This is a genomic window from Sporosarcina newyorkensis, from assembly GCF_900167515.1.
GTDB classification, from domain to species: Bacteria; Bacillota; Bacilli; order Bacillales_A; family Planococcaceae; genus Sporosarcina; species Sporosarcina newyorkensis.
In genome coordinates, this window is sequence record NZ_FUYJ01000005.1 from 115,121 (window position 1) to 130,837 (window position 15,717).

The 15,717-nt window shown below is 40.5% G+C and carries 15 protein-coding genes and 1 pseudogene; 11 read left to right on the forward strand and 5 right to left on the reverse strand.

Annotation, left to right across the window (positions count from 1 at the left end; genetic code table 11):
* Positions 1-82 precede the first annotated feature (82 nt).
* Positions 83-757, forward strand: a complete 675-nt coding sequence (locus B5D59_RS11015) for a hypothetical protein (protein WP_078817966.1) — start codon at positions 83-85, stop codon at positions 755-757.
* Positions 758-859: 102 nt separating this feature from the next.
* Positions 860-2,065, forward strand: coding sequence for a DUF1963 domain-containing protein (locus B5D59_RS11020; RefSeq protein ID WP_245799502.1), 1,206 nt, complete (start codon positions 860-862; stop codon positions 2,063-2,065).
* 118 nt (positions 2,066-2,183) lie between these two features.
* On the opposite strand, the pseudogene B5D59_RS11025 reads toward B5D59_RS11020, so the two are convergent.
* Positions 2,184-3,200 (reverse strand): annotated as a pseudogene (locus B5D59_RS11025) (SMI1/KNR4 family protein); the annotation flags it as partial.
* Positions 3,201-3,411: 211 nt separating this feature from the next.
* Here B5D59_RS11025 and B5D59_RS11030 point away from each other — a divergent pair.
* Entirely contained in the window at positions 3,412-4,473 is a 1,062-nt protein-coding gene (locus tag B5D59_RS11030; protein WP_078817969.1) for a suppressor of fused domain protein, read from the forward strand.
* Between the two features lie 82 nt (positions 4,474-4,555).
* The gene (locus tag B5D59_RS11035) at positions 4,556-4,933 is read left to right on the forward strand and encodes a PH domain-containing protein (protein WP_078817970.1); all 378 of its coding nucleotides are present in this window, start codon (positions 4,556-4,558) and stop codon (positions 4,931-4,933) included.
* Between the two features lie 195 nt (positions 4,934-5,128).
* Here B5D59_RS11035 and B5D59_RS11040 read toward each other — a convergent pair whose 3' ends face one another.
* Positions 5,129-5,902, reverse strand: coding sequence for an SDR family NAD(P)-dependent oxidoreductase (locus B5D59_RS11040; RefSeq protein ID WP_078817971.1), 774 nt, complete (start codon positions 5,900-5,902; stop codon positions 5,129-5,131).
* A gap of 258 nt (positions 5,903-6,160) precedes the next feature.
* On the opposite strand from B5D59_RS11040, the gene B5D59_RS11045 reads away from it, so the two are divergent.
* Together B5D59_RS11045 and B5D59_RS11050 are read left to right on the forward strand one after the other, a co-directional pair.
* Positions 6,161-6,439, forward strand: a complete 279-nt coding sequence (locus B5D59_RS11045) for a hypothetical protein (protein WP_245799503.1) — start codon at positions 6,161-6,163, stop codon at positions 6,437-6,439.
* Positions 6,440-6,596: 157 nt separating this feature from the next.
* On the forward strand, positions 6,597-7,145 hold the full coding sequence (locus B5D59_RS11050) for a hypothetical protein (RefSeq protein ID WP_078817972.1): 549 nt from the start codon (positions 6,597-6,599) through the stop codon (positions 7,143-7,145).
* 196 nt (positions 7,146-7,341) lie between these two features.
* Here B5D59_RS11050 and B5D59_RS11055 read toward each other — a convergent pair whose 3' ends face one another.
* Together B5D59_RS11055 and B5D59_RS11060 are read right to left on the reverse strand one after the other, a co-directional pair.
* Positions 7,342-8,193 carry a DegV family protein gene (locus tag B5D59_RS11055; protein WP_078817973.1) on the reverse strand — a complete coding sequence of 284 codons (852 nt, stop codon included), beginning with the start codon at positions 8,191-8,193 and terminating at the stop codon, positions 7,342-7,344.
* A 694-nt stretch (positions 8,194-8,887) separates the two neighbouring features.
* Positions 8,888-9,523, reverse strand: coding sequence for a 2OG-Fe(II) oxygenase (locus tag B5D59_RS11060; protein ID WP_078817974.1), 636 nt, complete (start codon positions 9,521-9,523; stop codon positions 8,888-8,890).
* A gap of 391 nt (positions 9,524-9,914) precedes the next feature.
* Here B5D59_RS11060 and B5D59_RS11065 point away from each other — a divergent pair, with 391 nt between their 5' ends.
* Positions 9,915-10,178: a hypothetical protein gene (locus B5D59_RS11065; RefSeq protein WP_078817975.1), complete on the forward strand. Its 264-nt coding sequence runs from the start codon at positions 9,915-9,917 to the stop codon at positions 10,176-10,178.
* Positions 10,179-10,416: 238 nt separating this feature from the next.
* Positions 10,417-11,799 (forward strand): vWA domain-containing protein, encoded by a 1,383-nt coding sequence (locus tag B5D59_RS11070; protein ID WP_078817976.1) that lies wholly within the window; start codon positions 10,417-10,419, stop codon positions 11,797-11,799.
* Positions 11,800-12,377: 578 nt separating this feature from the next.
* Here the strand turns inward: B5D59_RS11070 and B5D59_RS11075 are convergent.
* Positions 12,378-12,977 carry a TetR/AcrR family transcriptional regulator gene (locus B5D59_RS11075; protein WP_078817977.1) on the reverse strand — a complete coding sequence of 200 codons (600 nt, stop codon included), beginning with the start codon at positions 12,975-12,977 and terminating at the stop codon, positions 12,378-12,380.
* Positions 12,978-13,059: 82 nt separating this feature from the next.
* On the opposite strand from B5D59_RS11075, the gene B5D59_RS11080 reads away from it, so the two are divergent.
* From B5D59_RS11080 to B5D59_RS11090, 3 genes are read left to right on the forward strand one after another with little or no spacing between them, the layout of a single operon-like run.
* Positions 13,060-13,761: a CoA transferase subunit A gene (locus tag B5D59_RS11080; RefSeq protein WP_078817978.1), complete on the forward strand. Its 702-nt coding sequence runs from the start codon at positions 13,060-13,062 to the stop codon at positions 13,759-13,761.
* Positions 13,748-14,380, forward strand: coding sequence for a 3-oxoacid CoA-transferase subunit B (locus tag B5D59_RS11085; RefSeq protein ID WP_425441348.1), 633 nt, complete (start codon positions 13,748-13,750; stop codon positions 14,378-14,380). Before B5D59_RS11080 ends, B5D59_RS11085 begins: the two co-directional genes overlap by 14 nt.
* 22 nt (positions 14,381-14,402) lie before the next feature.
* Positions 14,403-15,713 carry a GntP family permease gene (locus B5D59_RS11090; RefSeq protein WP_078817980.1) on the forward strand — a complete coding sequence of 437 codons (1,311 nt, stop codon included), beginning with the start codon at positions 14,403-14,405 and terminating at the stop codon, positions 15,711-15,713.
* Positions 15,714-15,717: the final 4 nt, after the last annotated feature.

The window sequence follows — 15,717 nt, forward strand, 5'->3', positions numbered from 1 at the left end:
CTGTAGTCCAATATGGAACCTGATTAATTTGGATGACTATCTATAATGGTTTATTCTGACGAGCGATAGAGGAGAGGTACATATGGATAAACAGTCTTATGCAAGGTATTTGCTTCAATTGATGGATGAAGAGGTGGATTCCGATGAATCAGATATTGAGGAAGCCCGTTTCTATGGGTATTTCCAAATGTATATGCCGGATGGAAAAGGCATAGAGGCTACTTTTGAACCTCTTGAAGATGGGCATGCGTATTTGCAGAAGGTATTACAGATCTATGAAATGCTAGATCCGAATGATTTTAGTGGGCCTGCAGTGCCAGGATATTTCACTAGTAAAGCTGGTAATGTACCCAATGAGGTGTTAGTAGATTATGGCAGGCAGTTTATTCAAGGTTTAAAGAATTTATTGTTGGAATGTTCCGGGAAAATGGATGTGGAAGGTTCAGTGGATTACCTGCTTGGAATCGAAGAGGTTAGAATTGTACCTCCTGGATCGATAGATGGAATTCGTCAGCAATACGATCCTGAAATATATGAGACGATTTTTGATATCATCAGCGAACAGACGGAGTATGATGAACCGATTGAAGTTTTGGACGAGGCGTATTACTCGATTGCCTGTGATTACTGGATTTCATATTATCTTCAGTGGCACCGTTATAGATTGAATGGTGATCCGTTCGCAGCATATTTTGAGCTGTACAGACGTGGGTATTCAGCGATCTTCTCAGAAAATAGACTGTATATTGGTTCATAATTACGGAGGTTAATTGATATGACGAAACGAATACCATGCAAGACGGAAGGCTGCAACGCAACAATTCTGCCGAGCACCGCGGCCAAAACAGGTGGTATCTGCATGCCTTGCCGTCAGGATCAGGAACGAAAAAAACAGCAAGCTTATATTGAACAGCATCGCAAAACGGTGAATCTTTATGATGGATTAACAGATCAAGTAGACATTCTCAAAGTGATGCATGCACCGAGAAAGTATGACCCGCTTATCCAATACAATCCTTTTCCGTTAAGCATGGAGCAACTATACATATCTTTGTCAAACCAAGAAGCCGAACTGATGCTAAAATACACAATGGAATTATTAGCTGTTAACAATGAAAGTGAAGCGGAAGAAATTCTATTATCTTTGGTGTGCTACCGGGATGATACTATATCAGATGCTTTGCCGGAGCTTATACAGCGCGGCTTGTTTCATAATCCGATTCTTTTTAAAGATGCACCGCAAGACATTCGAGATCAGCTTCTGGAGCGGGTGATATGGGATGAGGACAATCGGAATCATCTCCTTCTTGTACTCGGTTGGATCGGTGATGTTAAGGTAATAGACCAGTTTCGAGAATGGCAATTGCGGCAACCAACATGGACGGAGCAGTTGTATGTAACGCCTGAAACTTATGTTCTTGACGGGGGTTGGGAGCTTACTCCGAATGGGGAAAGGCGCGACTTAGTGAATCCATTATGTTATGCGATCAGGCAATCAGATCAACAGTATGCTGGTGTAACTGCAGAAATTCATGCCCGTTTTCTTGAAACGAGCCATTCAACATGCCCATGGTGCAATAGGAAGTTAAAGAGATTGATGGTCGCAGCTAACTCTCATCCGGCCTTGCAATATCTCGATCTACAGATGGAGAACTTACAGGTGATAACCTGTGACTTATGTGGGGGGGTTAGCACGATATACATGGAGCTGGATAATGATGGCGTGCCTATCTGGAGCCGCTATAATCAGGAACCTGATTACCTCCCGGATATAGATGACGTAAATAGCAGTAATGAACACCCGCCAAGTTTAGTCCTTTCACATGAGCCGCAATCACCGTATTATGCTGCAGTTTGGGCCATGTCACAATTGAATTCTCAGATTGGCGGTCATCCAAGCTGGGTTCAGGATCCCGAGTATCCGGTTTGTCCTTGTTGTGAACGAAGAATGCGGTTTATAGGGCAGATAGATTATGCTGATTTCGACGAATATGCTGAAGGCATATATTATATGTTTATTTGTCCAAAAGATAGGATTACAGCAACGGTATATCAGCAAAGCTGAATACCGTACTGGAGATGATTGGGGGATATAGGGAAAACGGGTGATCCACTGAATACAGAAGAAGGGCACGCTTTAAAAGCGTGCCCTTTCCATTAGTAGGTATGAACTTGATCAGCGATTAGGCTTCTTTTACCGTATTAATTACTTCCTCTGCATATGAATCGGTAAACCGAATCATCCCATGATCCTGTACAATCCGCCCTTCTTTGGTGCGGTAGTCAAGCCAATCTGTAATGAAGGAAGGGGCATATCCTCCTTGGCCGAATTCATCTCCAAATACGATGATGTTCGGATAAACATCTACATATTGATCGCGATTGGTTTCTGGGTACGACTTCGTATATAACCAAAACTGCACATCATACATGACATATGATAATTCATCTGCGTGAAAAGAAAAATGTCCTTTCTCTTCGACAATCCGTGTACATATGCTGCGGATTTTCTGTTCCACCTGTTCCACTTCGGTTACCCGAGAGCACAGTTCCTTAAGCAGAGGAGAAAATTTGCCGTGCGCTACTTTCTCCAAGGCTTCTTCTTTGTCTTCTTCAGACGTATCGTATAGTTCATCGTTCACCAAGCCTTTGATAAACTCTTCAAAATTATCGGCAAGGAAGGTAATCTTATAATCATCTTCTTGATCGACATGAACAACTTCAGGTTCACCATCTGTACCGCACGCTCGATAGTCTAACATGACGACATCATGGCCGGCTGAAGGACAATCACAGATCACCACGCCGATGTCAGGATACTCCCATTCCTCAATCATAAAGGGACTACCGAGACTCCCGCACAGTGAATAGCTTTTCTCGCGGCCAATTCCCATAATCCCTGTAATGGCTATATGATCCTCTGCCCAGGAGGTTGGTTCCTCTGTTGGAAAGTTGGTGTTCTTTGGCACTCCGCCATTCTGATACTTCATCAAATGAATATATGAGGATGGAAGTTTGTAACCAAGCTCTTTCTCGATTGAATCAATTAGTTCATCCGTAGGTGGCTCAGATTGATAAGATTCTTTTGCATACTCGCTGTCCTCCCAAAAATCGGCTAAAAACATATCTGAAAAAAGATGTTCGTCTGCTTCCTGCCCCTCATTCAATTGATCTATACGCTTTTTATCCATTTCTACCTCCCAATGAAATATATAATAACTTCATATGTATATGGTAACCCCTATATTTTTAATAGTAGCATTTTGATATGAAGGATACCAGAATTATCCGGCTAATGTTATATACAAAGCCGATGATTTAGGACCCATAGCCTTTTATATTTTCTTCATTTAATATAATAATTAATAGATTGCGAGAGTGAAAGATACTATACGAGTTGGAGGGAAACTAATGACTGAAGAAATAAACACAACAGGATGGGATGCAATTGAAGAAGCGGTAACGAAGCTATACGGGGAACAGGAACCGAAGCATTACGGTACCGCAATTTCTTATATGTTTGGTGGACAAGATCCATTAGATGGCCTTAGTGCTTATAAAGCGGAAACACCTTCCCCGCACTGGCATATTGTAACTTTTGGTTTTTCAGAACTTTATGAGAAGGAGTCGGAGAATACCGAATGTAGCGGCTACGGGTTTGAACTTTCTTTTCGGGTGGCCCGTAGTAAGGATGAGGAGGAGCCTCCAGCATGGGCATTGAACCTCCTTCAAAACATGGGAAGATATGTTTTTAACAGTAACAATATTTTCGTTGCAGGCGATTATTTAGATGCGAATGGTCCAATCTGCTTGGGAGCCGATACACAGCTAACCGCTCTTGCTTTTATACGAGATCCAGAACTTGATACACTGCATACGCCGAATGGACGTGTTGAGTTTCTTCAAATGGTTGGGATCACTGAGGATGAGTTGGAGGCTATGAAAATATGGAATACACGAGGTTTACTTGAAGCTGGAAAAGCAGAAATTCCAGGTTATATTACAGATTTATCCCGAAATTCTATGCTGCGAGTCCCTGCTGTTCAGGAAAGTGTTCAAATAGGAATAGATCGTGACGGTTCGAGCACCGGGTTTTTATATGTAGATCAACTAGCTTGGGTACCCGGTAAGAATGGTTTGTTCAAAAAGAAACCGGCTGTGCTCACACTAGGAGCGAAACAAGCTGATACGGTTGGAAAGCTGCTGCGCGGTCGGCTGCTTAAGGGGAAAGATTTGAGTTTAGTGAGCAAAGAAATAAGCGTAACATTGGAGCCTGCTTTAACGACTGAAATCAAAACAGGTGAGGGTACGGTTCATTTACAACTTGACGAAGCGGTTGTCAACGAGCTCATGAACAAGCTTCTCCCAAAAGAAGGAGAAATTCGTTTGTCTTCTTATAAAGACTTAATCATACAAGTCGTTAAAACGAACATTATGGATCAAGATGGAAATGTGGTTTCAACCATTGGCTAAACATCGCCATTATCTACATCTACCATTGAAATTGTGAAGTGGTAATTTTATTTTTGAAGACAAATAGAATGGAGGAGATTTTATGGGGTTATTTGATTCGCTAGTAGGAAATGCATCGACTTTGGATGTTGATAAAGTAGAGAAAGAGCTGGGATCCATTTTAATTGAGGAGGAGAAGGTGAAGGCAGCGTTTAAAGTGGTCCGGGACCTCATGGTGTTTACTGAGAAGCGGTTGATCCTTGTTGATAAACAGGGGTTGACGGGAAAAAAGATTGAATATCATTCAATTCCATATAAAAGCATTTCCCATTTTTCCGTTGAAACGGCTGGGAAGTTTGATTTGGATGCGGAGCTTAAAATTTGGATTTCCAGTGCGACGGAACCGCTGGTGAATAAGCAGTTCAAGAATGACTCCAGCATTTACGACATTCAAAAGATTTTAGCGGCTGTTTGTTTATAAGTATCGGTTTTTAAGTAGATATTCGGATATTATTGGCTAATAAACGCTTTAAAATTAGGCTATTCACGAAATAAATAGGGATACTTAAATAATCGTAATGTTAATTGTGCATGGAGCTGGTACTACATTTAAAAATGGATCAAGTCTCATGCCTGATCCATTCTCTGTATAAAAAACGTTTAAAAGCTATGTGAATTATTGTTGCATTTTACCTGCAGTATAACCGCCATCCACTGCAAGTGTTACACCGCTAATTGATTTTGCAAGGTCTGAGCATAGAAATACAACAGCATTTGCTTGATCTTCTGCGGTGGACATTCTTCCTGCTGGAAGTGATGCAAGTACGCCTTGGTATTGTTCTGGCGAAGTTTTAGACCAACTTTCAATTGCAGGTGTGATGGTGGCGCCAGGTGCGATAGAATTAATGGTAATCCCTTTTTGACCGTATTCCAAAGCAACTGATTTAGTTAAACCGGCAATAGCATGTTTAGATGCAGTGTAAGGAGCCATGTTTGGTGAACCTTCAATACCAGCACCTGATGCCGTATTGACAATCGCACCGCCACCCGTTTTCAGCATAGCATTTACTTCGTGCTTGATGCAGTAAAATGTTCCATACAGATTTACTTTTAGTGTAATATCCCAATATTTGGAATCCATTTCTCCAATTGGCTTTAATCCCTTGTTAATACCTGCATTGTTATGTGCAAAATCTAGCTTGCCAAATGTCTCAACCGTTTTATTCACGAGTGCGATTACCTGCTCCTCATCACTTACGTCACATTTGAGAAATGCTGCTTCACCGCCGTTATCTTTGATAATTTGTACGGTTTCTTGTCCTGCTTCTTCACTTACGTCAGATATCATGACCTTTGCGCCCGCTTTTGCTAAGGCAATTGCAGTTGCTCTGCCAATTCCTGAGCCTGATCCTGTGACTAATCCTGCTTTTCCCTTCATAATTCCTACCATGAAAGACACTCCTTTTTTATAAATACATCTATTTGTTTACTAATGAACAATATACGCCCAAATTCTAGCCAAATCAAAAATTTAGTTTAACATCTAATTATATTTGTAGCATGTACGTGCTAAATACATTCATGATTGCTTTAAGTACAGGGTGCCTGTGCATCAGACAACTTGGACACTATTCTGAAATGTGTACATTCCTGTTGGGAATTGAAGAACCGTTTTTCTCACAACCTTAAAAACCAGTGACGAAATCAGTTGATTTTCGTCACTTATTTTAATGTAATGACTTTTCGGACGGCACTTCTTCCACCATTATTGCACTTACTGGGAATTGATACGAAAAATAATATTCAAGTTGGTTCAAATGTATTATCAGATGAGCATGATGAAATTGTTCTCTTTAGGAATGGCGGTTTCGTCAGTCCAGCGATTTATTCAATCAATGACAAGTTATATGATAGTAAAACAGATTTACTGTTAGATGACAGTCAATTGGAGTCTGCAAAAGCTATTACAGGAGCTTTTTTCAAATAGACATAATTACAGTTTGATAGATAGACACAGGGGGTATTATTAAATAACAGGCAGCAAATAGCATCTGAATAACCACTTTTATTCCCCAGCCAGTTCTAGCAACAGTAACTGTCTCATAAACTTCCAAGTAGACAACCATCATGAAAGGGTGATTCCAATGAAAAAAACATTATTCGCAATCATTATCTTAGTTCTTGGCTTTTCCTACACTGCGCCTGCCGGTATGGCTTCAACGGCAGAGAACAGCGGCCTTTCTCCAATCGACGGCCTAATCCTGACCTATTCACCTTCATTCAATGAGCCTTCGAAAGAAACGTTTCACGTGAAGAAAGAAGAGACATTTACGTATTTATACAATAAAAAGAGTCAAAACTATCCGGAGTTGGCCAATTTAGTATATATTGAAGACGATTTCGGACTGTCGGCAAGTTTAGGATATTCGGATTTTGTTTTTGTAAGTGCACCTTACCCGCTAAAGCAAGGCTCCACTTTTCTACAAAGCGATCACTTTGATGACTATAAAGTTCTCGTTGAAAATACGGCAAAGACTGTAAAAGTAAAAGCCGGTACTTTTAAAAACACGGTGATTCTGAAATATCCGGACGGTTCCCGGGTGTATCTCGCAAAAGGAGTCGGCATTATTAAAATCACTGATGCAGCAGGAAAAGTGACGACTGAACTCGCTGCTGTAAAAGCAGGTAAGTGATTTTTCATTCGCAGGATTTTCTCTTGCTCATTACTGGAATAGTTAATTCTTATAAAAAATCCCGTCGGTCATACTGGACTGACGGGATTTTCTCTGGTTTAAGAGTACCTGTTCAAGTATTTAAAGTTTCCTGTACGAAAAACTATCTTGTTTGTATAGTAATTAACAGTATTTCACACACAGTTTCTTTTCACCGTCAAACTTCTATTCCTGCAATTCCAAATCCTCCAGGACCAGAATGTGTAGAGATCATAGCGCCTGCTTCAATCCAAATCCTATTTTCGAATCCTTTTTCAAGTGCAATTTCGTTGATCCGTTGTTTGATAGTTTCACTTAATCCGATGGAGTATATAAAATAAATTTTTTGTCTATCAATCTCGTATTGCTGTAAATAATCCAGAAATAACTTTTCAGCAACTTTACTCATCTTGCCATGATATTTTTTAGTTGAGACAAGCTTGCCATCTACTAATTCAATACATGGTTTTATTTTCAGCAAAGCACCTCCTAAATAAGCCATATTACTGACTCGACCGCCGGCTCTTAAAAAGTCTAAGCTGCCGGGTAGGAAGGCGAGTCTTGTTTTAGGCACCTTTACTTCGATTTTTTCCAGCAAGTGAACAGGATTCATCTCCGGATCTTTCTCCAGCAAAGTAACCGCATACATGACAACTGCAGTTAATCCGCCTGTTACGTTTAACGCATCAATTAAAAAAATATCATCTACATCTTCCGCAGCCAGTAGCGCGTTTTGAAAGGAAGCAGATGCCTTTGACGTATACCCGATATGAATGATGATACTATCAGGAAATTCCGTTTTGATTTTTTTGAAAAACTCTTGATACTCATGGACATTAGTGGCAGATGTAGAAGGTATCTTTTTTGTACGATCATAAAATTCATAAATCTCTTTAACGGGTAGATGACCATCTAAATAGTCCTGTCCATCCATAATTACGTGCATGGGTATTACTTGTATATTATGTCTCTTTGCTAACGATTCCGGTAAATCGGCCCCGCTCTCAGTCGATAAAATGAATTTTCTCACTAGATATCGCCTCCAACTTTTATTCTATTAATGCAGGTTATGAATTGAGATACCTTTGTAAGAAACAAACGTGAAAATTTAAACATTTGTGTTTGTTCGAATGGTCGTGATTGTTTAAAAAACACAATTGCTTGGTACATAGGCATCGATCACTAATTATTCATTGAAGAAATGTATGTATGAATGACCGAAGAGAAAAGATATTCAACAATCTGCAAGTATGATAGATTAAAAACATCAATTATACAACAAAAGCAGATGGAAGGCACTCTCTTAAAAAAGGGAGTGTTTATATATGGTGACATACGAATCAATGAATATGCTATTTCAATTCGGTATATTTTTAGCTACGGCACTAACAAAAAGAAGTAACCGCCCATTGCCTTTGACCGAGGTTCTCAATGGGGGGTTACTCTTTTTAGTAAAAACATCTTCAATTGTTAAGTAGGTCAACCGCTCTTCATGCGGGGACAACTGTGATTGGCTGGACTTTTCGTAGACGTTCAGTTTTTTTATTATATGCTGATTGTACCACAGCTATACAAAAATAAAACCCAAATGTATAGTGACCAATACAAGTATGAGGTGTCTGTGTAAAAAACAAACACGACAATTTAAATATTCAAGTTAGTTCGAACAACCATGAATGTTTAAACTAACACGATTGTTTGGTGCACAGGCATGCAAATTAATTTCACATTACACTTTGTTTCCTCATCCACTGCGTCGCGACCCACTTCTCACCTTCCACAACGGGTGCTCCGCCGTGTAAAGTTAAATCATTCAGCATCTGGTCGCTATAGAAATACTCGAAGTAGACAGCCATCCCTTTTCGAGGCGACACAGAAAATTTCAGTTGAGGAAAGAATGTTTCTCCACCTTGTTCTACGTCAGTTAAGTACATCACAAGCGTGCTAATTCGATTGTTTGTAACCTTACTTTCAGCTGAAAAGAAATCATGATGCGCTCTGTACTGTTGACCAGGCGTATACCGAAGGATCTGAAGTCCTTCTCCGTGTTCAATCGGGATATTCATAACTGCTGAAACTCGTTTTTTAACTCTTGCGACAATTAGGTTTTCACTGTCATCTATAAACATACTGCTGCTTGTTCGCAGCTCATTTTCTTCACGTGTTGTTCCGATTTTTGAACGTTTTACTTTGTCTGCAGCCAATCGGATCAGTTCATCGCACTCTTCATCACTTAACACATTCCCTAAAACCACGATCAATGGCTCTTCTATTCTAGCGACTATGTCAATCTCTCTATCCGTCATAATTTTTTTGCCAACATGATGAAATATCGTTTGTTCTTTATTCTCCGCTATCATCTTCGAACACCTCTTAAACTGTTTGATTTTCAAAACAAGTGCGTTTTTGGGCAATGGGTTTACAGCTCATAACGGATACTTTGTAAGACTCACACTTCCTTTTGGAATTAAATTCAATTTATTGTAGCACGCTAGATCAGATATCGTAAAATTTGAAAGTATCGAGAGTAGTAGATAGTACTCTCCATACTTTGTTCGGTAGTTTTGGTTCCGCTAAATCATGGCGTAAATCCGAACCTATCAAGTTAATTGAATTAAGCTAATTTATTTCACCTTTGATTTCATTGGTAAATACATATAAAATGAACTTCTGTACTTCTATACTTCTATGATTTACAGAAGAAGTACATACGAACGGACAAAAGAATAAATGTTTTAGTGGAGGGTCTTTATGAATTATAAAATTAGTAACAAGCAAGTATTCGAACAAGCACAGGTGCGTTCGGTTTCAGATGTGCTGTTTACGGAAGACGAACTTCAAAACGGTATGTTGTTAGCGATAGCTAAGGAAGACGCTACGCTGGCGCTGTATTTGATAGAGGTAGACGGTCAGAAGAAATTTGAGGTTCGGTGGGATGATTCGCACGAGACTTTCACCGGCTGGTATTCCGCCTGGGAAAACTTCACATGGTGTCTAAATATCGCAGGCAACTGATTTTACGGGTACTTGTGTCAAAACTACTCATCCATATTCTGCAAATAAAAGACTTCGCTAGTTTTTGCAAACTGGCGGAGTTTTTGTGTTTTTAATTGGAGAATTCTTCATATGTAGGTACTTTGTTCATGGACTTTTCGCACCGCGCCATTAGAATGATTTTGTAAATACGTTCTTTTCTCACCTGAAGTTTTCGCTATAATCAAATTAAAATGGGAATGACAAAGGAGATTAAGCAATGAAAAAGCTGTTATATGGGCTGTTTTGTTCACTGGTAATGCTAGCAGGCTGCTCGGCTAAAGAAGAGCCGAAAGTACAGGCGGATATACAGGAGCAAACACAGGAAGAGGAACAATCGCAAACGGTTGAGACAGAGGCAGACGCTTTTGAACCGACAGAGCCCGAGTACTATGAAGTGGACGGTGTAGATCGCGAGTTATTGGATGTAGAGAAGGATTTGCTTCGGAAACCGGGTATTTATGGTGGAGAGAACTATGACGAAGAAAAAGTGAATGAAGCGATTGATCAGTGGCCGGAAGGGTTGACAGTGGAGCAGTATTTAAATGAAATGCTGAACTTGGTGGGGGAAGACTATTATGACGGAATGAAGACCTTACTGACGTTTGATACATCAGTGGAAGTCGATCATACGAAACCTGATGAACAAGTGAACCAGCCGACATTGAAGACAGCTCACTATGCAATCTTGATTGACGCGAGCGGCAGCATGAGAGCGATGGCGGGCGGTAAGACCCGAATGGATTCTGCAAAGGATGCGGTCCTAGATTTTGCGAAACAGATCCCGGAAGATGCGACCATGTCGATGCGAGTGTACGGTCATAAAGGTTCGGGTAATCAGGCAGATAAGCAACTTTCATGCACAAGTACAGAGAATTTCTATAGCGGAAAGTTTGAAGAGCCGGCATTTCGAGAGGCTCTCGGAAAAGTACAACCTGCTGGCTGGACACCAATCGGGCTTGCACTAGAAACGGTGAAAGAAGATATTCCTGCAGATGCAGAAGAAGTAGTCGTTTACGTGGTAAGTGACGGTATCGAAACATGCGGAGGAGATCCTGTGAAGGCTGCTGGAGATCTTGTGGCTGGGAATATACAAACGGTCGTTAATATTATCGGCTATGATGTGGATAATGAAGGGCAGACATTACTGAAGAAGGTGGCAGATGCAGGGAACGGAGAATTTATTTATGTCAATTCAGAAAAAGAATTGAGGAAGTATATGAGAGCACAATACGAAGAGATTCAGAAGCAATGGTGGGAGTGGAAAGAGACCAGCCAGAAAGATGCATGGGATCAAAAAGAGAATCTCAAGGAACTTTCTTTTGATACAAAAGAAACACTTCAGAAACAATCAGTGCAGGAAAAGGAACGATTAAAGAAAGCGCGTGCTTATTTAAAAACGAAGTATAAAGACTCGGATGCTGTAATCAAGTTGTCGAATTATTTAATTGAAGATCAGCACAGAAAATATAATTATATTACGCAGAAGGGCCATGAACTTTATAATGAAAGTATTAAAAACGGCCATGAAACGTACAATCAAGTGATAAAAGAAGGTCATGAGAAACATAATGAGGCGGCTAGGAAGAAGCATCAGCAATAGGTAATTGTTGTACACTCCGGAAATCAGAGGACATTTGATTTCTGGAGTGTTTTTTCGCTTGAAGGCAGAAAAGGTATAGACGTAACGTCCTGAATTTGTTTATATGACGCTAATGATTAAATTTATCTGAGTTCAGCAAAAAACTTTATTTCAATAAATCAGTTTGAAGTGCCTATGCAAGAAACAAACATGATCGTTTAAACAAATGTGGATATTTAAACTAACACAATTGTTTAGTGCAGAGGGACCTATTTAAATATAAAAAATGAAATACATGTACAGTAAGGGTAATGAGGGTTAGTAGTCAGTTATGCACATAGGCGCTGAAGTAGAAAAGTTTTTGTACGTAGATTTGGGTTCTACTGGACCTTGTCATTCAGTCGGTCAAACAAAAATACCAGACATCAACACGATATAAAAGTGCTAATTGTTCTGGTTTTTTCTGTTTGATTAAATTTACTGTGCGAGGGCGCAGTTAAAGGCATCTGTGTTTGAAGTGTTTTTGATCGTTCAAAAGCAGCGGATTTTAAACAAAATGAAGTACCTTTCTTGCAGAAGTCTGTTTCATTAGCATTTTATCACCGAAGCCCTGCTATAATCTGCCCAATAAGCGGTCTCCCCAACTCCTCCAATTCAGTATTGTCCAACTGCAGCCCCCAAAAATAAATAGCTCCCATAAAGCTTTGTACAATAGATTGGAAAAAGTCGTGTGTGGAGCTGATGTTTTGAATTGATTCATCTTGTTTTCCATCCGTAATAATTTGTCGGAGGATAGTGTATAATTTCCGGTCTTCGTTTGTGAAAAAGGTGTGTTCGTTGCTGATAACTGCTGCGGAGTAGATCACGCGCATTAAGTCTTTTCCTAGTTCTTTTTCGATACAGCGCAGTACAGCAAGAAAAAAAGCTTCCAGACGTTCGATGGCGGAAGAATACTTTTGCTCAATATCTTCATAGATATGTATATAGTGTTCGTCCATCTCCATAAAGCGCATCATAAAAATGCTTGATTTGGAAGGGAAGTGCTGATAAAAGGAGCCTTTAGATGTGTTGCTTTCTTTTACGATTCGATCTACTGATATTTTGTCGTAGCCGTATTTTTTAAATAGATCGAGCGCAATATTCATAATATGAAGCTGTGTTTGAATACCTTTAGCTGTTTTGTTTTCGGTTACATCCACAATGCATCCCTCTTTTTGATTTTTTAAGAATAGTTTGACTTTTCCATTAATACTATTATATCATTAGACTACAGTCTAGTCTATGGGGGTGCGGAAATTGGAGAAATTAAAAACGGTTGATGAGCTCGAGCCATTGTTCAAGGATAGGATGCGCCTGCTTGTCGGGGGGTTTGGTATTTCGGGAACGCCGCTGACAGTCCTGCATGCGCTGCCGGGTTTTAAGGCCGGTGACTATGAAGTTGTCAGCAATAACCTTGGAGATTACGGTAAAGGACTGCACAAAGTGTTTGAAGCAGGAAAAATTGCGAAGGCAATCGGCTCGTTTTTTACGATCAATAAAGAAGCAGTAACGGCTTGGTCTAAAGGGGAGCTTGCGATTGATCTGCTGCCGCAAGGAACGCTGGCGGAGGCGATTCGCTGCGGGGGTGCCGGGATTGGCGGTTTTTACACACCTACTGCGGTCGGGACGAAACTCGCTGAAGGAAAAGAAGTCCGCGAAATTGACGGCGTCCGTTATTTATTTGAAAAGGCGATAAAAGGTGATCTTGCGCTTATTAAAGCAGCAAAGGCAGATAAGGCCGGCAATTTGATTTACCACACAACGGCGAGAAATTTTAATCCTGTCATGGCTACCGCTGCCGCAACAGTCATTGCTGAAGTCGATGAAATTGTCGAAATCGGCGAATTACGCCCAGAAGAAATAATCACTCCTCATATTTATGTAGATTACGTAGTGAAAAGCAAATATGTCAAAAAGGGAGATGATTACGTTGAAGTTAACTAAAAGGGATGTCATTGCGAAGCGTATTGCGCAAGAGCTGAAAGACGGGGATTCCGTGAATCTTGGTGTTGGCATTCCAACACTTGTTGCGAAATATATAGGAGACAAAAAAGTATATTTGCAGAGTGAGAACGGCTTACTTGGAATAGGACCTCCGCCGAATGAAGATGAATTGGATATCGATTTAATCGATGCGGGGAAAAATCCTGTATCGATTATGCCTGACGCGTCGTATTTTGATAGCGCTTTCTCATTTGGAATGATCAGAGGACATCATATTGACGTGGCGGTTTTAGGGACGTTAGAAGTGGATCGTTACGGTGAGATTGCCAACTGGTCTGTGCCGAATCAGCCGATTTTGGGAGTAGGCGGTGCAATGGATTTAGTTGCGGGTGCAAAGAAAGTAATTGTGGCCAGTACACTTTTCACGAAAGACGGATCGCCTAAATTAGTGGAATCGCTGACTCTTGATTCTAGCGGCGAGCGACTAGTCAATCAATTCGTAACGGAGTATGCAAGCTTCACTTTCGAAGATGGAAAGATCTTTGCGGATGATATATACGGTGATATGACATTTGAAGAGCTGCAAGACAAAATTGGTTTACCGTTAACACAAAAATAAACGAATAGTAGGGGGAAAGCGGATGTGGAGTTTACTTACGATTGCCATTTCGTTAATTCTTTTAATCGTTTTAGCATTAAGGGGATATAGTATCATTATCATCGCTCCCGTTGTCAGTTTATTTGTAATGGTAACAAACGGATTTTCTATTTTAGATGCCTTCCAAGATACATACATGACCGGGTTTATCGGCTATGTACAAAAGTATTTCTTGATATTCTTATTTGCATCCATGTTTGGAAAGCTTATGGATGACAGCGGCGCGGCTCGTCGAATCGCTCATCTACTATTGAAAGTGGTCGGAAAAGAAAGTAAGTTCAATGTGTTGGTCGCAATTATGGCCATATGTGCATTTTTAACATATGGCGGCGTCAGTTTATTCGTAGTCATTTTTGCAGTTCTGCCAATTGCCAAGCCATTATTCAAAGAACTGGATATTCCATGGCATCTATTTATGGCACCATTCTTTGCGGGGATTGCAACGTTTACGATGACGATGCTGCCGGGAACGCCTTCTGTACAAAACATCATTCCGACAAAGTATTTAGGAACAACTGTTACAGCAGCGCCTTTGCTCGGGATCATCGCAGCGGTGACCGTCATTGCAGTTAACTTATGGTATATAAAGTTTGCGTTAAAACGTTCAGAACAGCGCAACGAAACGTATGAGGGGATGACGAATCCAGATAAAGGCAGATCTAAAGGAATTGAAGATATTTACGAAGGTCGCGCATTGCCGAATATTGTAGTGAGTTTAATTCCTCCCATTGCTTTACTAGTTACATTGAATATATTTAAAGTGGACATTATTTACACGCTGATGGGCGCGGTAGTACTGGCGGCTTTATTATTCTGGAAGTATATTGACATTAAGAGAGACACCTTTAATGAAGGTGCGGTATCCGCCGTACTGCCGATTGTCAATACGAGTGCAGACGTCGGATACGGCTCTGTTATTGCGATTACGACAGGCTTTGGAATTTTTAATGAAGCGATGACAGAAATTCCGGGCAGTCCGTTACTATCACTTTTCATAGCAACGACAGCACTTGCGGGAATTACAGGATCTTCAAGTGGGGGGTTGGCGATTGCGATGGAAGCGCTGTCATCGTCGTATTTAAATTTAGGATTGAAACCGGAAGTAATGCACAGAATCATGGCAGTCGCCTCGGGCGGGCTGGATTCGTTGCCGCATAACGGGGCAGTTATTACCGTGTTAGTTGCTTCAAAATTAACACATAAAGACGCCTATAAACATATTTTCGCCGTTTCAGTTATAGCACCTTTACTTGCAAGTATCCCAATGTTGATCGCAGCTATTTTATTATATTGATGTC

Bases quoted from the DNA above. Each gene is read 5' to 3' on its own strand.
- B5D59_RS11090 (WP_078817980.1), top strand. From the start codon at position 14,403: ATGTGGAGTTTACTTACGATTGCCATTTCGTTAATTCTTTTAATCGTT.
- B5D59_RS11015 (WP_078817966.1), top strand. From the start codon at position 83: ATGGATAAACAGTCTTATGCAAGGTATTTGCTTCAATTGATGGATGAA.
- B5D59_RS11035 (WP_078817970.1), top strand. From the start codon at position 4,556: ATGGGGTTATTTGATTCGCTAGTAGGAAATGCATCGACTTTGGATGTT.
- B5D59_RS11070 (WP_078817976.1), top strand. From the start codon at position 10,417: ATGAAAAAGCTGTTATATGGGCTGTTTTGTTCACTGGTAATGCTAGCA.
- B5D59_RS11060 (WP_078817974.1), bottom strand. From the start codon at position 9,523: ATGATAGCGGAGAATAAAGAACAAACGATATTTCATCATGTTGGCAAA.
- B5D59_RS11020 (WP_245799502.1), top strand. From the start codon at position 860: ATGCCTTGCCGTCAGGATCAGGAACGAAAAAAACAGCAAGCTTATATT.
- B5D59_RS11065 (WP_078817975.1), top strand. From the start codon at position 9,915: ATGAATTATAAAATTAGTAACAAGCAAGTATTCGAACAAGCACAGGTG.
- B5D59_RS11080 (WP_078817978.1), top strand. From the start codon at position 13,060: ATGGGGGTGCGGAAATTGGAGAAATTAAAAACGGTTGATGAGCTCGAG.
- B5D59_RS11030 (WP_078817969.1), top strand. From the start codon at position 3,412: ATGACTGAAGAAATAAACACAACAGGATGGGATGCAATTGAAGAAGCG.
- B5D59_RS11050 (WP_078817972.1), top strand. From the start codon at position 6,597: ATGAAAAAAACATTATTCGCAATCATTATCTTAGTTCTTGGCTTTTCC.
- B5D59_RS11040 (WP_078817971.1), bottom strand. From the start codon at position 5,902: ATGGTAGGAATTATGAAGGGAAAAGCAGGATTAGTCACAGGATCAGGC.